13 protein-coding genes and 1 tRNA gene are annotated in these 14,438 nt (G+C 69.9%); 9 read left to right on the forward strand and 5 right to left on the reverse strand.

Annotated features, from left to right (window positions below; genetic code table 11):
• The first annotated feature begins 317 nt into the window (after positions 1–317).
• The 4 genes from ACI2K4_RS31450 (at position 318) to ACI2K4_RS31465 (ending at position 1,413) form a co-directional block, all read left to right on the forward strand.
• The gene (locus tag ACI2K4_RS31450; RefSeq protein ID WP_404516533.1) at positions 318–575 is read left to right on the forward strand and encodes a hypothetical protein; all 258 of its coding nucleotides are present in this window, start codon (positions 318–320) and stop codon (positions 573–575) included.
• Positions 576–776: 201 nt separating this feature from the next.
• Complete coding sequence (locus ACI2K4_RS31455) at positions 777–1,034, forward strand: hypothetical protein (protein WP_404516534.1); 258 nt, start codon at positions 777–779, stop codon at positions 1,032–1,034.
• Positions 1,031–1,204, forward strand: a complete 174-nt coding sequence (locus tag ACI2K4_RS31460; protein WP_404516535.1) for a hypothetical protein — start codon at positions 1,031–1,033, stop codon at positions 1,202–1,204. The genes ACI2K4_RS31455 and ACI2K4_RS31460 overlap by 4 nt, the downstream gene beginning before the upstream one ends.
• Positions 1,201–1,413 carry a hypothetical protein gene (locus tag ACI2K4_RS31465; RefSeq protein ID WP_404516537.1) on the forward strand — a complete coding sequence of 71 codons (213 nt, stop codon included), beginning with the start codon at positions 1,201–1,203 and terminating at the stop codon, positions 1,411–1,413. The genes ACI2K4_RS31460 and ACI2K4_RS31465 overlap by 4 nt, the downstream gene beginning before the upstream one ends.
• Positions 1,414–1,969: 556 nt before the next feature.
• Here ACI2K4_RS31465 and ACI2K4_RS31470 read toward each other — a convergent pair.
• From ACI2K4_RS31470 to ACI2K4_RS31485, 4 genes are all read right to left on the reverse strand, one after another.
• Positions 1,970–2,041 (reverse strand) — tRNA-Arg (locus ACI2K4_RS31470).
• Between the two features lie 165 nt (positions 2,042–2,206).
• Entirely contained in the window at positions 2,207–2,887 is a 681-nt protein-coding gene (locus ACI2K4_RS31475; RefSeq protein ID WP_404516538.1) for a winged helix-turn-helix domain-containing protein, read from the reverse strand.
• Between the two features lie 103 nt (positions 2,888–2,990).
• Complete coding sequence (locus tag ACI2K4_RS31480) at positions 2,991–3,740, reverse strand: DUF305 domain-containing protein (protein ID WP_404516539.1); 750 nt, start codon at positions 3,738–3,740, stop codon at positions 2,991–2,993.
• Positions 3,741–3,756: 16 nt separating this feature from the next.
• Positions 3,757–4,590: a DUF3105 domain-containing protein gene (locus tag ACI2K4_RS31485; RefSeq protein WP_404516540.1), complete on the reverse strand. Its 834-nt coding sequence runs from the start codon at positions 4,588–4,590 to the stop codon at positions 3,757–3,759.
• 95 nt (positions 4,591–4,685) lie between these two features.
• Here ACI2K4_RS31485 and argS point away from each other — a divergent pair, with 95 nt between their 5' ends.
• The 4 genes from argS to thrC all read left to right on the forward strand — a co-directional run bounded on the left by argS (position 4,686) and on the right by thrC (position 10,354).
• Positions 4,686–6,353, forward strand: coding sequence for an arginine--tRNA ligase (gene argS, locus ACI2K4_RS31490; RefSeq protein WP_404516541.1), 1,668 nt, complete (start codon positions 4,686–4,688; stop codon positions 6,351–6,353).
• Between the two features lie 54 nt (positions 6,354–6,407).
• Positions 6,408–7,793, forward strand: coding sequence for a diaminopimelate decarboxylase (gene lysA / locus ACI2K4_RS31495; RefSeq protein ID WP_404516671.1), 1,386 nt, complete (start codon positions 6,408–6,410; stop codon positions 7,791–7,793).
• Positions 7,790–9,136 carry a homoserine dehydrogenase gene (locus ACI2K4_RS31500; protein WP_404516542.1) on the forward strand — a complete coding sequence of 449 codons (1,347 nt, stop codon included), beginning with the start codon at positions 7,790–7,792 and terminating at the stop codon, positions 9,134–9,136. The genes lysA and ACI2K4_RS31500 overlap by 4 nt, the downstream gene beginning before the upstream one ends.
• A 168-nt stretch (positions 9,137–9,304) precedes the next feature.
• Positions 9,305–10,354, forward strand: a complete 1,050-nt coding sequence (gene thrC / locus ACI2K4_RS31505; RefSeq protein WP_404516543.1) for a threonine synthase — start codon at positions 9,305–9,307, stop codon at positions 10,352–10,354.
• Between the two features lie 143 nt (positions 10,355–10,497).
• Here the strand turns inward: thrC and ACI2K4_RS31510 are convergent, their stop codons facing one another.
• A complete protein-coding gene (locus tag ACI2K4_RS31510) occupies positions 10,498–10,950 on the reverse strand; it encodes a MarR family transcriptional regulator (RefSeq protein WP_404516544.1) in 453 nt (150 codons plus the stop codon).
• 156 nt (positions 10,951–11,106) lie between these two features.
• Here ACI2K4_RS31510 and ACI2K4_RS31515 point away from each other — a divergent pair, with 156 nt between their 5' ends.
• The gene (locus ACI2K4_RS31515) at positions 11,107–14,376 is read left to right on the forward strand and encodes an efflux RND transporter permease subunit (protein ID WP_404516546.1); all 3,270 of its coding nucleotides are present in this window, start codon (positions 11,107–11,109) and stop codon (positions 14,374–14,376) included.
• Positions 14,377–14,438: the final 62 nt, after the last annotated feature.

A 14,438-nucleotide genomic window follows, 5' to 3' on the forward strand; every position in this document is an offset into this window, starting at 1 on the left:
TTGCATTTTCCCATGGGCAGTAGCACGATAGGCACAGCATGTCACAGGGCAACCGCCCAGGGTGGCATGGGCTGGTGGTGCGTGTTTCCGCTCGAACACGATCCGTCCGGCCGCTCCCAGGTGGGGGCTCCGGCCTCAGCTGGCGGCAACCGGCCGCCGGAGCCCCCTTGAGAAGGAGGTCGTCGTGGCGATCATCGGTGCCGTCGTCGGATGCGTACTTCTGGGGTTCTTGGCGGGGCTGTTCAGCTTCCGCGTCAAGAGCAGGTGGTGCCCGACCTGCGGCCAGACAACAAGCAGCTCCGCCTACAAGGCCACTCATGGCCGGCCTTGACCCCAAGCCGGGCGATGCCCTGCTCATCGGCGGCGCGGCTAACCCTGAATTCCGCAACGGTCAGATTCTTCTGCGTGTCATCCGCGCCGAAGCAACCCAGCTGGGGCGTGTCTGGCTGTACGGCTACGAGATCAACACGCGCGGCACAGCCAGCAGGAAGCGGCAGGTTCACGCGTTCCGCGCCGGGTTACGCCGGGCGGAGATCCGGATGCTTCGTCCTGAACTTCGGAAGGGTCACAAGTGAGCGACCCGCGTACGTACGTGGCACGCGTACCGATGAGCGTCAGGATCAACGGCGATGTCTACCGAGGGGGTGCCTCGCCGTTGATCCTGACCCCGAAGCAGGCCGGGGACGTCGGGTTCGCCCGCCAGCTCATGGGATTCAACCGACAACCGGTTTGTGCCTACGTAGCTCATGTCGCAGCAGTTGACGGTGGATCAAGGTATGGCGAGCAAGCAGACTCCCGGCCGCCAGCCTGAGCCGGGCGACCTGGTGATCGTCAGCAGGGCGGCGAGTGTCCAGTTTGGCGAAGGCCAGGGGTTTACGTTCCGCATCACCGCCGTTGACAAGGGGATTACCTACGACGGCTGGGCGTGGTTGACGGGCTACGTGTTGAACGACAAGCACGAGGCCGTGACCCGCCGGGAGATCTTCGTCTTGATTTCGGGGCTCAAACGATTGATACCCAAGGGGAGCAAGTGAACCTGCTCCAAGACTTGACTGTCGAAGCCAACTTTTACGCCGCCATGCACCGGCTCGCCGCCGAGGCGTGGCGTCGGAACCTGACCGTAGACGCCATGCTCGCGCTCACCATCGTCATTGACCAGCCCGAAGAAGCTGAGGTTCAGGCGGAGCCACCGTGCCCGACGTGAGCAGCATGCTGAAGGTGACGACCAACCTGACGCCGCAGGCAGTGGATGTCCTGGGCGCTTCAATGGCGTGTACCCGCGACACGAAGACCGACATCATCAACCGCGCTCTGCCGGTCTACAACATCGTGTTCGACCTTTTTGACCCTGGTGGCGGGAGTATTGCCCTCCTAAAGCCTGACGGCTCCGTAGACCGGCTCTACCTTGTCTAGCGACATGGAGATCCCCGCGTGGCTGTCGTGGGATGTCGGACGCCCGCCAACTGATCCGCCTGCGGGGTGTACGAACCCCGCAGGTTGGATCGAGGGCTACCGCACGTACGCCGCTCACCAACCTCACCGGTTGGGTCACTGCGGCACCTGCTTCCACCGCTGGCCGTGCCGGCCGTACGAGGACGCGGTATGCATGCTCGTTGACGCCTGCCGCGAGGTTGAGCCGCTCGTTCCGAGCCGCCTTGGGGATGATCGGGTCATCTATCGCTCAACGTGTCGCTGGTGCAGCCAAGCGATCGACTTCCACAGCCGATGGGGTTGGCTACACAGCCCTGGACTCTTTTTGTGCCGGGCGCCTGTGATTGGTGCACCCCCGCTGAGCGTTGCCGAACCCGTGGCCTAGCCGGAACGACGTGAAGGGCTCCGGAACTTTGGCGTATTTGGCGTGGCTGGTCGGTTAGAGCCGTAGACAGCCGGACAGACGACTAAAGCCCCTGACCGGGTCTCCGCCTGGTCAGGGGCGTTCTCGTGCTGGTTGAAGCTTCTTTAGCAAGTGTGCCCCCGGCAGGATTCGAACCTGCGCCCCCGCCTCCGGAGGGCGGTGCTCTATCCCCTGAGCTACGGGGGCTCAGCGACCGGGAAAGAGTAGCAAACACCCGCCCCGATGACCGAATCGGTATCCCTCAGGCGGTGCTGCCCACAGGTGGTGGGGGGCGGCGTGCCCCACGACGGGATCAAGCCTGACCGCCCAGAGTGGGGTACGCCGCCCCCCACCACCACCCCACACCCAAACCTAAGACCGACCACAAGAAGGCAACGCGTACGGCGCGATCCGAGGCGGCAACCGACGAGGCCACTCACCCCGCCCCCACGACCCGTCCACCACCACGTGCACCAGCCGCCCGTCCGCCCCGCTCAACCGCAGCAGGAAGTCCCGGGGCAACGGCGGGTCCACCGTCGGCGTCGTGATCATGAACTTGACCCGTCCCCGCTCGGACATCGCCGAGATCACGTCGGCCGCCGGTGCCACCCCGTGCAACCGGGTACGCCCGAGCCAGCAGAGCTCCGCCCGGTGCTCCAGGGCGGAGCGGACGATGGCCGGATACTCCTGGCGCATCCAGAGGCGTACGGCGTCGACGCAGAGGCCACAGGCCCGGTCCGTGGGCTCGCGTGGTCCCAGGCCCCAGGCGTGCAGATACTCTCCCACCACCGCCGGCTCGATGACCAGCCCGAACAGGCGCTCGATCAGGGCGGCCACGCCCTGTCGGGTCCAGAGCGGATCGTCGAGACCGAACTGGTCCGGGTACCGGCCCCGCAGCGCGTCGATCAGGTCAAGCTCCTGATCGCGGCTGAGCGCCTCCGCTGGGCCTGACCGCTGCCCGCGACGAGCGGCCACCGCGCCGTCGCCACCGATGGTGTGTCGCCGGCACCAACTGGTGACCGAACGTCGCGCGTCTTTGAGAACAACCCCCACGTCTGGGGCAACGAGCCCGGATCATGACTGGTCACGATATCTACGGAGAAAACTCCCTAAAGTGCACAGCCGGGCATAACGCCCCGTATCGGGCCAGAAGGGACTACTTCGCGCCTAGTTTGTCGAGCAGTGCCTGGATTCCGGCGATTTCCTTCTTCTGGCCGGCGACCATGGTCCCGGCGAGGTAGCGGACCTCCTCGTCGTCGGAGAGATCCGTCACCTCCTCGGCCATGTGGATGCCGCCCAGGTGATGGTCGAGCATCAGCCGGAGGTACATCACGTCGAAGTCCCGACCGGTTGCGGCACGCAACTGGGCCCGCTCCGCGTCGGTCGCCATGCCCGGCATCAGGCCGTCGGTGATCGTGCCGCCGCCGTCCGGCATCCAGGCCATCCGGGGCTGCGTGCCGGTCGGGCTCAGGTGCCACTCCCGCAGCCACGCCTGCATGGTGCCGATCTGGCCCTGCTGGGTCAGCGCGATGTCCGCGCCCAGGGTCCGTACGTCCGGGTCGGTGGCCTTCTCGTGGGCGAGCAGGGACATCTCGACAGCCTGGGCGTGGTGGGTCGACATGTCCCGGGCGAAGCCGGCCTCGACCGAGGTGTCGCCCGGCCGCATCAGGCCCGGGACGAGGAGGCCGACGGCGACCCCGAGGACCAGGCCGACCACCAGGCCGACCGCCACCCAGCCGGTGCTGAACCGGCGGCCACCCTCGCCGACCGCCGAGCCGTCACCCGGGCCGTCGAAGTTGTCGCCACCGTCGTCGGTGGTGTCGTACGCGTTGTTGTCGACGTCGGTCTCCCCGACCTCCGACGCGCCGGCCGGAACCGGCGCGTCGGAGCGAGTTGGTGCGCCCATCGGTGTTTCCCTCTACCTACTGCTCGGACTGGGTCGCGCCGTCTTTGCCCAGGTCACGCGGGGTGGTGCCGGTCGCGGTGATGCCGCCGGAGCAGGTCGCGTTCGGCTCGATGGTGGCGTTGGTACGCAGCGCCCGGATGAACGTGTCGATCCGGCCGTCGTCCGCGTTGTCGACCTTGAGCTGGTACCCCCACGCCTGGAGCGAGATCGGCTTGTCCAGGTTGTCGACCGGGCTCATCAGCATGTACTCGTTGCCGCGCACCTTCTCGGCCAGCTTGGAGACCTGCTCGACCGGGAGCCCGCTCTTGTACGTCACCCAGACCGCGCCGTGCTCCATGCTGTGCACCGCGTGCTCGCTGGCGATCGGCGCGTCGTAGACGTCGCCCATGCAGTTCTGCCAGTTGAAGTTGTGCTTACCGCCGACCGGCGGGTTGAGCGCGTAGGTCAGCGGACCCCACGCGTGCTCCGAGGCGGTCAGGGACTTGTCCCCCGACTCCCGGTAGTTCTTGATCCCGTCGATGCCGGCGGCCTGGTCCTCCCAGGGCTTGGCGCCCTGGTACACGGCCACGGCGCCCCAGCCGATGATGCCGACGGCGAGCACGCCGACGGCGACGATGAGGGCGATCGGACCCCAACTGCGGCCCTGGCTCACCTTGACCGGGGTGATCGGCTTGCGCGGGCCCTTGCCCCCGCCGGCCGCGCCCCGACCTCCTCCGCCGGGCCGAGCGCCACCGGAGTTCCCGGCCGCTGGCTTGCCACCCGCTGCCGGCTTTCCACCGGCCGCCGGCTTCTTACCGGTGCTGACCACGGACGGACGGCTTTGATCGCCACCCTGGGTGCTGATGCTCATGGTGCCTCGTCAGGTCGGTCGGTCAGGGGGTGGCGGGTCACGAAGGCGCAGGGTGTCCGCCGAGTGACCGAGTCTACCCCCGGTAACATGTTTCGGTGACTCCCGCCAATCTCGCCGAGGTCGTCCGTACCGCCGCCCAGGCGGTCTTCATCGCCCGTGGGCTCGATCCCGCCCTGCTGCCGGACTCGGTGGTCCTGGAGCGACCCCGAAACCCCGAGCACGGCGACTACGCCTCGACGCTCGCCCTCCAACTCGCCAAGCGGGTCGGGGTGCCGCCGCGTGACCTGGCCGCCGGCCTGGCCGACGAGCTGAGCCGGGCGGTCGGCATCAAATCGGTCGAGATCGCCGGCCCCGGCTTCCTCAACATCCGACTCGACGCCGCCGCCGCCGGGCAGTTGGCCCGCGTCGTGGTCGAGGCTGGCCGGGAGTACGGCCGCAGCGACGTCCTCGCCGGTGAGCGGATCAACCTGGAGTTCGTCTCGGCGAACCCGACCGGCCCGGTGCACATCGGCGGGGTCCGGTGGGCGGCGGTCGGCGACGCGCTCAGCCGGCTGCTGCGGGCCACCGGTGCCGACGTCACCACGGAGTACTACTTCAACGACGCCGGATCCCAGATCGACCGGTTCGCCCGTTCCCTGCTGGCCGCCGCCAAGGGCGAGCCGGCGCCGGAGGACGGTTACGGCGGGGCGTACATCGCCGAGATCGCCGAGGCGGTCCGGGCGCTGCACCCGGACGTGCTGGACCGTCCCGACCCGGTCGCCCAGGAGGTCTTCCGGGTCGAGGGGGTCGCCCTCATGTTCGACGAGATCCGCTCCTCGCTGGACCAGTTCGGGGTCCGGTTCGACGTCTACTTCAACGAGAAGGACCTGCACGACCGGGGCGAGCTGGATCTTGCCCTGGCCCGGTTGACCGAGCAGGGTCGGACGTACGAGTTGGAGGGCGCGACCTGGCTGCGGACCACCGACTTCGGTGACGACAAGGACCGGGTGCTGCGCAAGTCGAACGGCGAGTGGACCTACTTCGCCGCCGACTGCGCCTACTACCTGGACAAGCGCGAGCGGGGCTTCGGCCGGGTCGTGATCATGCTGGGTGCCGACCACCACGGTTACATCGGCCGGATGCGGGCGATGGCGGCCTGCTTCGGCGACGACCCGGAGCAGACCCTGGAGATCCTGATCGGGCAACTGGTCAACCTGGTCCGGGACGGTCAGCCGGTCCGGATGTCCAAGCGGGCCGGCACCGTGGTCACCCTGGAGGACCTGGTCGAGGCGATCGGGGTGGACGCCGCGCGGTACGCGCTGGCCCGCTACTCCAGCGACTCCCCGATCGACATCGACGTGGAGCTCTGGACCCGGGCCAAGAGCGACAACCCGGTCTACTACGTCCAGTACGCCGCCGCCCGGACCGCCGGGATCAGCCGGCGCGCCGTCGAGCGGGGGGTGACCCGGGGAACGCCGGACGAGTTCCGGCCCGAGCTGCTCAGCCATGACAAGGAGAACGAGCTGCTCAAGGCGCTGGCCGAGTACCCGGCCGTGCTCGCGACGGCGGCCGAGCTGCGCGAGCCGCACCGGGTGGCGCGTTACCTGGAGCAGGACGTGGCGCAGTCGTTCCACCGGTTCTACGACAACTGCCAGGTGACGCCGAAGGGCGACGAGGAGATCACCGACCTGCACCGGGCCCGGCTCTGGCTGGTCGACGCCACCCGTCAGGTCATCGTCAACGGCCTGGAACTGCTCGGGGTCTCGGCCCCGGAGAGCATGTAGCGGTCATCCGAGCGTGGGGCGGCCAGTCCACGGGTCACCAGTGAAAGGACAATGATGCGTGCTCACGAGGCGGGGGCGCTGCACGGCGACCTCGGCAGTCGGGGACCGGCCTGGCTGCGTACGCCCGAGGACGTGAACGCCCTCCTGCCGCAACTGTGGCCGCGGACCGTGACCCGCGACGGCGACGGTGAGCTGACCGTCGGCAAGCTGCGGATCGGCGAGCTGACCCGGAGGTTCGGCACGCCGCTCTACGTGCTCGACGAGGACGACCTCCGCTCGCGCTGCCGCGACTTCCGGGCCTCCTTCGCCGGTGAGGACGTCTACTACGCGGGCAAGGCGTTCCTCTGCAAGGCGGTGGTCCGGATCATCGCCGAGGAGGGGCTGCACCTCGACGTCTGCTCCGGCGGCGAGCTGGCGGTGGCGCTCGCCGCCGACATGCCGGCCGAGCGGATCGGCTTCCACGGCAACAACAAGTCGGTGGCGGAGCTGACCCGGGCACTGGACGCCGGGGTGGGCCGGATCATCGTCGACTCGTTCGACGAGATCGACCGCCTGACCGCGCTGGCCCGGGAGCGCGGGGTCCGGCCCCGGGTGCTGATCCGGGTCACCGTCGGGGTCGAGGCGCACACGCACGAGTTCATCGCCACCTCGCACGAGGACCAGAAGTTCGGCTTCTCGCTGGCCGGCGGGGCGGCGGCGGCCGCCGCGTTCCGGATTCTCGACGACGACGTGCTGGAGCTGCGCGGGCTGCACTCGCACATCGGTTCGCAGATCTTCGACACCAGCGGTTTCGAGGTGTCGGCCCGGCGGGTGCTCTCCCTCCAGGCGCAGATCCGCGATGCCCGTGGCGTCGAACTGCCCGAGCTGGACCTCGGCGGCGGCTTCGGTATCGCGTACACCACCCAGGACGACCCGTCCACGCCGCACGAGCTGGCGAAGCGGATCCACAAGATCGTCGACGGTGAGTGCGAGGGGTTGCGGCTGGCCAAGCCGCACCTGAGCTTCGAGCCCGGCCGCGCGATCATCGGCCCGGCGGTCTTCACCGTGTACGAGGTCGGCACGGTCAAGGACGTCGACGGGCTGCGGACGTACGTCAGCGTCGACGGCGGGATGAGCGACAACATCCGTACCGCGCTGTACGGTGCCTCGTACTCCGCCACGGTGGCCAACCGGGCCTCGACGGCGGAGCCGATCCTCGCCCGGGTGGTGGGAAAGCATTGCGAGTCCGGGGACGTGGTGGTGAAGGATGAATTCTTGCCCGCCGACGTACAGCCTGGAGATCTTCTCGCCGTGCCCGGCACGGGTGCCTACTGCCGGAGCATGGCCAGCAACTACAACCATGTGCCGAGGCCCCCGGTGGTGGCGGTCCGCGGCAACGAGGCACGCGTGATCGTCCGGCGGGAGACCGAAGACGATCTGCTGGCATTGGATGTGGGATGACAAGACCTCTCCGCTTGGCGCTGCTCGGCTGTGGCACGGTCGGCGCCGAGGTGGTGCGGCTGCTGCACGAGCAGTCGGCCGACCTGGCCGCCCGGATCGGCGCCCCGCTGGAGATCGCCGGCATCGCGGTCCGCCGGCAGGGGCGGGACCGGGGCGGTCTACCGGTCGACCCGGCGGTCTTCACCACCGACGCGCTCGGCCTGGTCAAGCGGGACGACGTTGACGTCGTGGTGGAGATGGTCGGCGGGATCGAGCCGGCCCGCACCTGGCTGGTCGAGGCGTTGCGGGCCGGCAAGAGCGTGGTGACCGCGAACAAGGCGCTGCTTGCCGAGGACGGCGGGGCGCTGCACGACGCCGCCGCGGAGAGCGGTGCCGACCTCTACTACGAGGCGTCGGTGGCCGGTGCCATCCCGCTGCTGCGCCCGCTGCGGGAGTCGTTGCAGGGCGACACCATCACCCGGGTCACCGGCATCGTGAACGGCACCACCAACTTCATCCTCTCGGCCATGGACGCCACCGGTGCCGGCTTCGCCGAGGCGCTGGACGAGGCGACCGAGCTGGGTTACGCCGAGGCCGACCCGACCGCCGACGTCGAGGGTTTCGACGCCGCCGCCAAGGCGGCGATCCTCGCCTCGCTGGCCTTCCACACCCGGGTCGGCGCGGCCGACGTCTACCGCGAGGGCATCACCGAGGTCACCGCCGCCGACGTGGCCAGCGCCAAGGCCATGGGCTGCACGATCAAGCTGCTCTGCATCGCCTCGCGCGGCCCGGACGCCACCGGCACCGAGTCGATCAGCGTCCGGGTCTACCCGGCGATGATCCCTCGCAGCCACCCGCTGGCCAGTGTCGGGGACGCGTTCAACGCGGTCTTCGTGGAGGCGGAGGCGGCCGGTCAGCTCATGTTCTACGGCCGGGGTGCGGGCGGCAGCCCGACCGCGAGTGCGGTGCTCGGCGACGTGGTGGCGGTCTCCCGCAACCGGCTGGCCGGGGTCCGCGCGCCCAGCGAGTCGTCGTACGCGGCGCTGCCGATCCGGCCGATGGGGGAGGCGGTCACCCGCTACCACATCAGCCTCGACGTGGCCGACCGCGCCGGGGTGCTCGCCACCGTGGCCGGGGTCTTCGCCCGGCACGAGGTGTCGATCGCGACCGTCCGCCAGGCGTCCGCCTCCGCCGCCCCGAACACCGCCGGGCCGGCGCCCACCGGGCGGGGCGGTGACGCCATCCTGGTGGTCGTCACCCACGCCGCGCCGGAGGCCGCGCTCGCCGCGACCGTCGAGGAGCTGCGTGGGCTCGACATCGTCCGTTCGATCGCCAGCGTGCTCCGGGTCGAGGGTGGCGTCTGAGCCGGTTCGCGCTGTGTCGAGGGTGGCGTCCGAGCCGGATCGCGCCGTCCCGCCAGGTGGGTAACCACGGGTGCGTGGGCGTCGCGACCGGCACCCTGGGTCACGCTTGACCCACCTGCACCCGGTGTCCGTCCGCGCGGGCGGCAACGCATCGACGAGGAGTTCGACATGTGGCGGGGTTTGATCGAGACCTACCGGGACCGGCTGCCGGTGACCGACGCCACCCCGGTCGTCACCCTGCACGAGGGCAACACCCCGCTGCTGCCCGCGCCGGTGCTCTCCGCCCGCACCGGCTGTGACGTCTACCTGAAGGTGGAGGGGGCCAACCCGACCGGTTCGTTCAAGGACCGGGGGATGACCGTGGCGGTCTCCCGCGCGGTCGAGCAGGGCAACAAGGCGATCATCTGCGCCTCCACCGGCAACACCAGCGCCTCCGCCGCCGCGTACGCCGCCCGGGGCGGGCTGAGCTGCGCGGTGCTGGTGCCCCAGGGCAAGATCGCGCTGGGCAAGTTGGCCCAGGCGTTGGTGCACGGGGCGAAGCTGTTGCAGGTCGAGGGAAACTTCGACGACTGCCTGGCGCTCGCCTCCAAGCTCTCCCAGGACTACCCGGTGGCGCTGGTCAACTCGGTCAACCCGGACCGGGTGCACGGGCAGAAGACCGCCGCCTTCGAGATCGTCGAGGCGCTCGGCGACGCCCCGGACATCCACTGCCTGCCGGTCGGCAACGCCGGCAACATCACCGCGTACTGGCTGGGTTACCGGGAGGACGTGGCCGCCGGCAACGCCACCCGCCACCCCAGGATGTACGGCTTCCAAGCGGCCGGCGCCGCGCCGATCGTGCACGGCGAGGCGGTCCGGGAACCGTCGACCATCGCCACCGCGATCCGGATCGGCAACCCGGCGAGCTGGACCGGGGCGCTCGACGCCCGGGACGCCTCCGGCGGGCTGATCGCGGCGGTGACCGACCGGGAGATCCTCTCGGCGTACCGGTTGCTCGCCCGGGAGGTCGGCGCGTTCGTGGAGCTGGGCAGCGCGGCCAGTGTCGCGGGTCTGCTCCAGCAGGCCGAGGCGGGCAACGTGCCGGCCGGGTCGACGATCGTCTGCACGGTTACCGGGCACGGGTTGAAGGATCCGGAGTGGGCGATCTCGACCGCGCCTTCGCCGATCACGATCCGGAACGATGTGGTTGCGGCGGCTCGGGCGCTTGATCTGGTTTGACCTGGTTTTTGGGGTGGGTTCGGGGGCGGCGTGCCCCACTCGGGGCGGTCAGGCTTGATCCCGTCGTGGGGCACGCCGCCCCCGAACCCCGTGCCGGTCGCGGCAGCGGTGACCGTCGCGGTCAGCGGTGGTTTGGGGCGGGGTTAGTTCTCGGTTTCGCGCTGGGTCTCGGCGGCGGTGGCGAGCAGGCTGGTGGCCCGCTCGACGGTCGCCAGTTCGTCGACTGAGAGCCGGCTGAGGATGTTTTGCATCCGTGCGTTGCCGGCGGTCACGATGCCTTCCATGAGCGTGCGGCCGGACGGGCTCAGCTCGACCCGGCGGACCCGCCGATCGCGCGGGTCCTCACCCCGTACGACGAGATCCTGCGCGACGAGGCGGTCGACGATGCCGGTCATGGTCGCCAGGCTGACCCCGACGGTCTCGGAGAGTTCCCGGCCGGAGGCGCTGCCGCGCATGGCGAGCAGCAGGAGGATCTTGAGCTGCGGCAGGGTCAGGTGGAGCGAGAGGAGCGGATCGGAGCGGTCGGAGGCGAACAGGTGTTGCATCCGGCGTTGACCATCCATGATGGCCGCGATGAGCCGGGCCCGGTCGGTCAACTCTTCCTCCGCCTGCTCGTTCTGACGTGGTGGCGGTGACGGAGGTCGCTGCCACTGGCCACCGGACGTTAGCAGTCACCCCCGGCCCCACGCGAATTGTTCACGTCAGGCAAAATGTTCGTGTCGCGCCCTGACTTTCCCCAGGAGAGCTCGCCCATGTCGTTGTTTGCCAGACTCAGTCTTGCCAACCGAGGGCTGGTCGCCCTCATAGCGGTGGTGATCACGGGCTTCGGGCTGTTCGCCGTCCCCTCGCTGAAGCAGCAACTCCTCCCGTCGCTGGAGTTCCCGGCGGCCTTCATCATCGCCAGCTACCCCGGCGCCTCGCCCGAGATCGTCGAGGCGCAGGTCGCCGAGCCGATCGAGAACGGCATCCAGGGCGTCGCCGGCCTGACCAAGGTCTCCTCGACCTCCCGGGAGGGCGCGGCGACCGTCCAGGTCGAGTACGAGTTCGGCACCGACCTCGACGCCGTGGTCAACAAGATGGAGACGGCGCTCAACCGGATCGACGCCCAGTTGCCCGAGGGTGTGGACCCGATGGTCTTCGCCGGCAGCACGGACGACCTGCCGGCCGTGGTGCTCGCGGCGAGCGGCAGCCAGGACCCGCAGGCGCTGGCCGAGAAGCTGCGTACGTCGGTCGTGTCCGAACTGGAGGGCATCGACGGCGTACGCACGGTCGACGTGACCGGCGCACCGGAACAGCAGGTCGTGATCACCCCCGATCCGGCCAAGCTGGCGGCGACCGGCATCGCCCCGACCGCCATCGGTGCGGCGCTGAAGGCCAACGGTGTGGCCATTCCGGCCGGCACCCTGGTCGACGGCGCCCAGGCCCGTACGGTCCAGATCGGCACCCGGATCGCCACCATCGAGGAACTGCGCGGCATCTACGTCAGCCCGACCGCGCCCGGCGCCCCGGCGGCGAAGCTCGGCGACATCGCGACCGTCGACGAGCAGCTCGCCCCGGCGACGGCGTTCACCCGGACCAACGGCAAGCAGAGTCTCGGCATCCAGGTGACCGCCTCGCCGGACGGCAACGCGGTGCAGATCTCGCACGACATCCGGGAGAAGCTCGCCGACCTCGGCAAGGCGTCCGGCACCGAGCTGACCGTGGTCTTCGACCAGGCGCCGTACGTGGAGAAGTCGATCGAGAGCCTGACCACCGAGGGCCTGCTCGGCCTGGTGATGGCGGTCCTGGTCATCCTGGTGTTCCTGCTCTCGGTGCGGTCGACCCTGGTCACCGCGGTCTCCATCCCGCTGTCGGTGCTGGTCGCGCTGATCGCGCTCTGGATCGGCGACTACTCGCTCAACCTGCTCACCCTCGGCGCGCTGACCATCGCGGTCGGCCGGGTGGTGGACGACTCGATCGTCGTACTTGAGAACATCAAACGACACCTCGGGTACGGCGAGGACAAGCGGAAGGCGATCATCACCGGCGTCCGGGAGGTCTCCGGCGCGGTGACCGCCTCCACCCTCACCACGGTCGCGGTGTTCGCACCGATCGCCCTGGTCGGCGGGTTCGTCGGGCAGATCTTCGCCCCGTTCGCGATCACCGTCACGGTGGCCCTGCTCGCCTCCCTGCTGGTCTCGCTGACCGTCATCCCGGTGCTGGCGTACTGGTTCCTCAAGCCGGCGGCCGGCGGCGCGGGCGAGGCGGCGGTGCGCGCGGCGGCCGAGGAGAAGGAGCTGCGCAGCCCGTTGCAGCGGGCCTACCTGCCGGTGATCGCGTTCGCCACCCGGCGGCTCTGGACCACCGTGGCGATCGGTCTGGTCGTGCTGATCGTGACCGGTGGACTGGCCACCCAGCTCAAGACCAACTTCCTGGACGACTCCGGCCAGGACACCATCAGCATCAGCCAGAAGCTGCCGGTCGGCACCAGCCTGGCCACCACCGACGCGGCGGCCAAGCAGGTCGAGACGATCCTGGCCCGGCACGACGGGATCGAGACCTACCAGGTGACCGCCGGTGGCGGCGGGGGCCCCTTCGGAGGTGACGGCGGCGCCGCCAACGCCAGCTTCTCCGTGGCGCTGAAGGAGGGCACCGAGGCGGGTCCGCTCAAGGACATCCTGCGGGCCGAGTTCGACAAGCTGAGCGACGTCGGTGAGATCACCTTCGGCGGCGGCGGTCAGTCGACCAACCAGCTCGCGGTGGTCGTGCAGGCGTCCGACAACGACGTACTGGCCCGGGCGACCGAGCAGGCACGGCAGGCGATGGCCGCCATCCCGGACGTGGAGGACGTCGAGTCGGGTCTGGCCGACAGCGCTCCCCGGATCGACGTGGCCGTGGACCGGGCCAAGGCGGCCCAGTTCGGGCTCTCCGAGGCCGCCGTCGGACAGCTTGTCGCCCAGTCGTTCCGGGGCAGCCCGCTCGGGCAGGTCTCGTTCGACAACGAGCAGCAGGACGTGGTGCTCCGCTTCGGCCCCGCCCCGGCCACGGTGGACGCGCTCAAGGCGCTTCCGGTCGGCCCGGCCCGGCTCGGCGACATCGCCACGGTCAACGAGGTGGCCGGTCCGGTCTCGGTGACCCGGATCGACGGCGAGCGCAGCGTCACGGTCACCGGCACGGCGGCCGGCTCGAACCTCGGTGCCACCACCGCCGAGCTGACCAAGAAGCTGGACGCGCTGGACGTACCGGGTGCCAGCTTCACCATCGGCGGGGTCAGCGCCGACCAGGCGGACGCCTTCGCCGACCTGGGTCTGGCCGTACTCGCCGCGATCGCGATCGTCTTCGTGATCATGGTCGCGACGTTCAAGAGCCTGATCCAGCCGCTGATCCTGCTGGTCTCGATCCCGTTCGCGGCGACCGGCACGATCGTGCTGCTGCTGGTCACCGGTACGGCGCTGGGCGTGCCGGCGATGATCGGCGCACTGATGCTGGTCGGCATCGTGGTGACCAACGCGATCGTGCTGCTGGACCTGATCAACCAGTACCGGGAGCAGGGTCTGAGCGTGAAGGACGCGGTGGTGGAAGGGGCTCGGCGGCGGTTGCGCCCGATCCTGATGACCGCCATCGCGACCATCTTCGCCCTGCTGCCGATGGCGCTCGGCCTCACCGGTGAGGGTGGCTTCATCTCGCAGCCGCTCGCCGTGGTGGTGATCGGCGGTCTGCTCAGCAGCACCCTGCTCACCCTGGTGCTGGTGCCGACCCTCTACACGATCGTGGAGGGCCGCAAGGAGCGGAGTCGGCTGCGTCGTGCCGGTGGCGGCGAGGCTGCCGTGCCGGCCGAGGCGGAGCGGGAGCCGGTGCTGGTCGGGGCGGGTGCGCCGGTTGCGGCGGCCGACGGTACGACGGCTGCCTCCGGCTCCGCTGCCGAGCGCTCCGGCACCGAGCCGGCGCCCCGGCCGTCCGGTGCGCTGGTGGACGGCACCGACCAGTTCGAGGTGCTCCGGCTGCCGAGGACGAAGCGCTCGCCGCTGCCGCCGGCGGAGTAGCCAGTTCAGCGTTGCGTGAAGTCGTCCCGGGCCGGTGATCCACCGGCCCGGGACGACCCGTC

The sequence above is a fragment of the Micromonospora sp. NPDC050397 genome, assembly GCF_044901685.1.
Lineage (GTDB): Bacteria > Actinomycetota > Actinomycetes > Mycobacteriales > Micromonosporaceae > Micromonospora_G.

Excerpts from the sequence above, each read along its gene's own strand:
- ACI2K4_RS31450 (WP_404516533.1), top strand. The coding sequence starts at position 318 with ATGGCCGGCCTTGACCCCAAGCCGGGCGATGCCCTGCTCATCGGCGGC.
- ACI2K4_RS31455 (WP_404516534.1), top strand. The coding sequence starts at position 777 with ATGGCGAGCAAGCAGACTCCCGGCCGCCAGCCTGAGCCGGGCGACCTG.
- ACI2K4_RS31480 (WP_404516539.1), bottom strand. The coding sequence starts at position 3,740 with ATGGGCGCACCAACTCGCTCCGACGCGCCGGTTCCGGCCGGCGCGTCG.
- ACI2K4_RS31485 (WP_404516540.1), bottom strand. The coding sequence starts at position 4,590 with ATGAGCATCAGCACCCAGGGTGGCGATCAAAGCCGTCCGTCCGTGGTC.
- lysA (WP_404516671.1), top strand. The coding sequence starts at position 6,408 with ATGCGTGCTCACGAGGCGGGGGCGCTGCACGGCGACCTCGGCAGTCGG.
- ACI2K4_RS31500 (WP_404516542.1), top strand. The coding sequence starts at position 7,790 with ATGACAAGACCTCTCCGCTTGGCGCTGCTCGGCTGTGGCACGGTCGGC.
- thrC (WP_404516543.1), top strand. The coding sequence starts at position 9,305 with ATGTGGCGGGGTTTGATCGAGACCTACCGGGACCGGCTGCCGGTGACC.
- ACI2K4_RS31515 (WP_404516546.1), top strand. The coding sequence starts at position 11,107 with ATGTCGTTGTTTGCCAGACTCAGTCTTGCCAACCGAGGGCTGGTCGCC.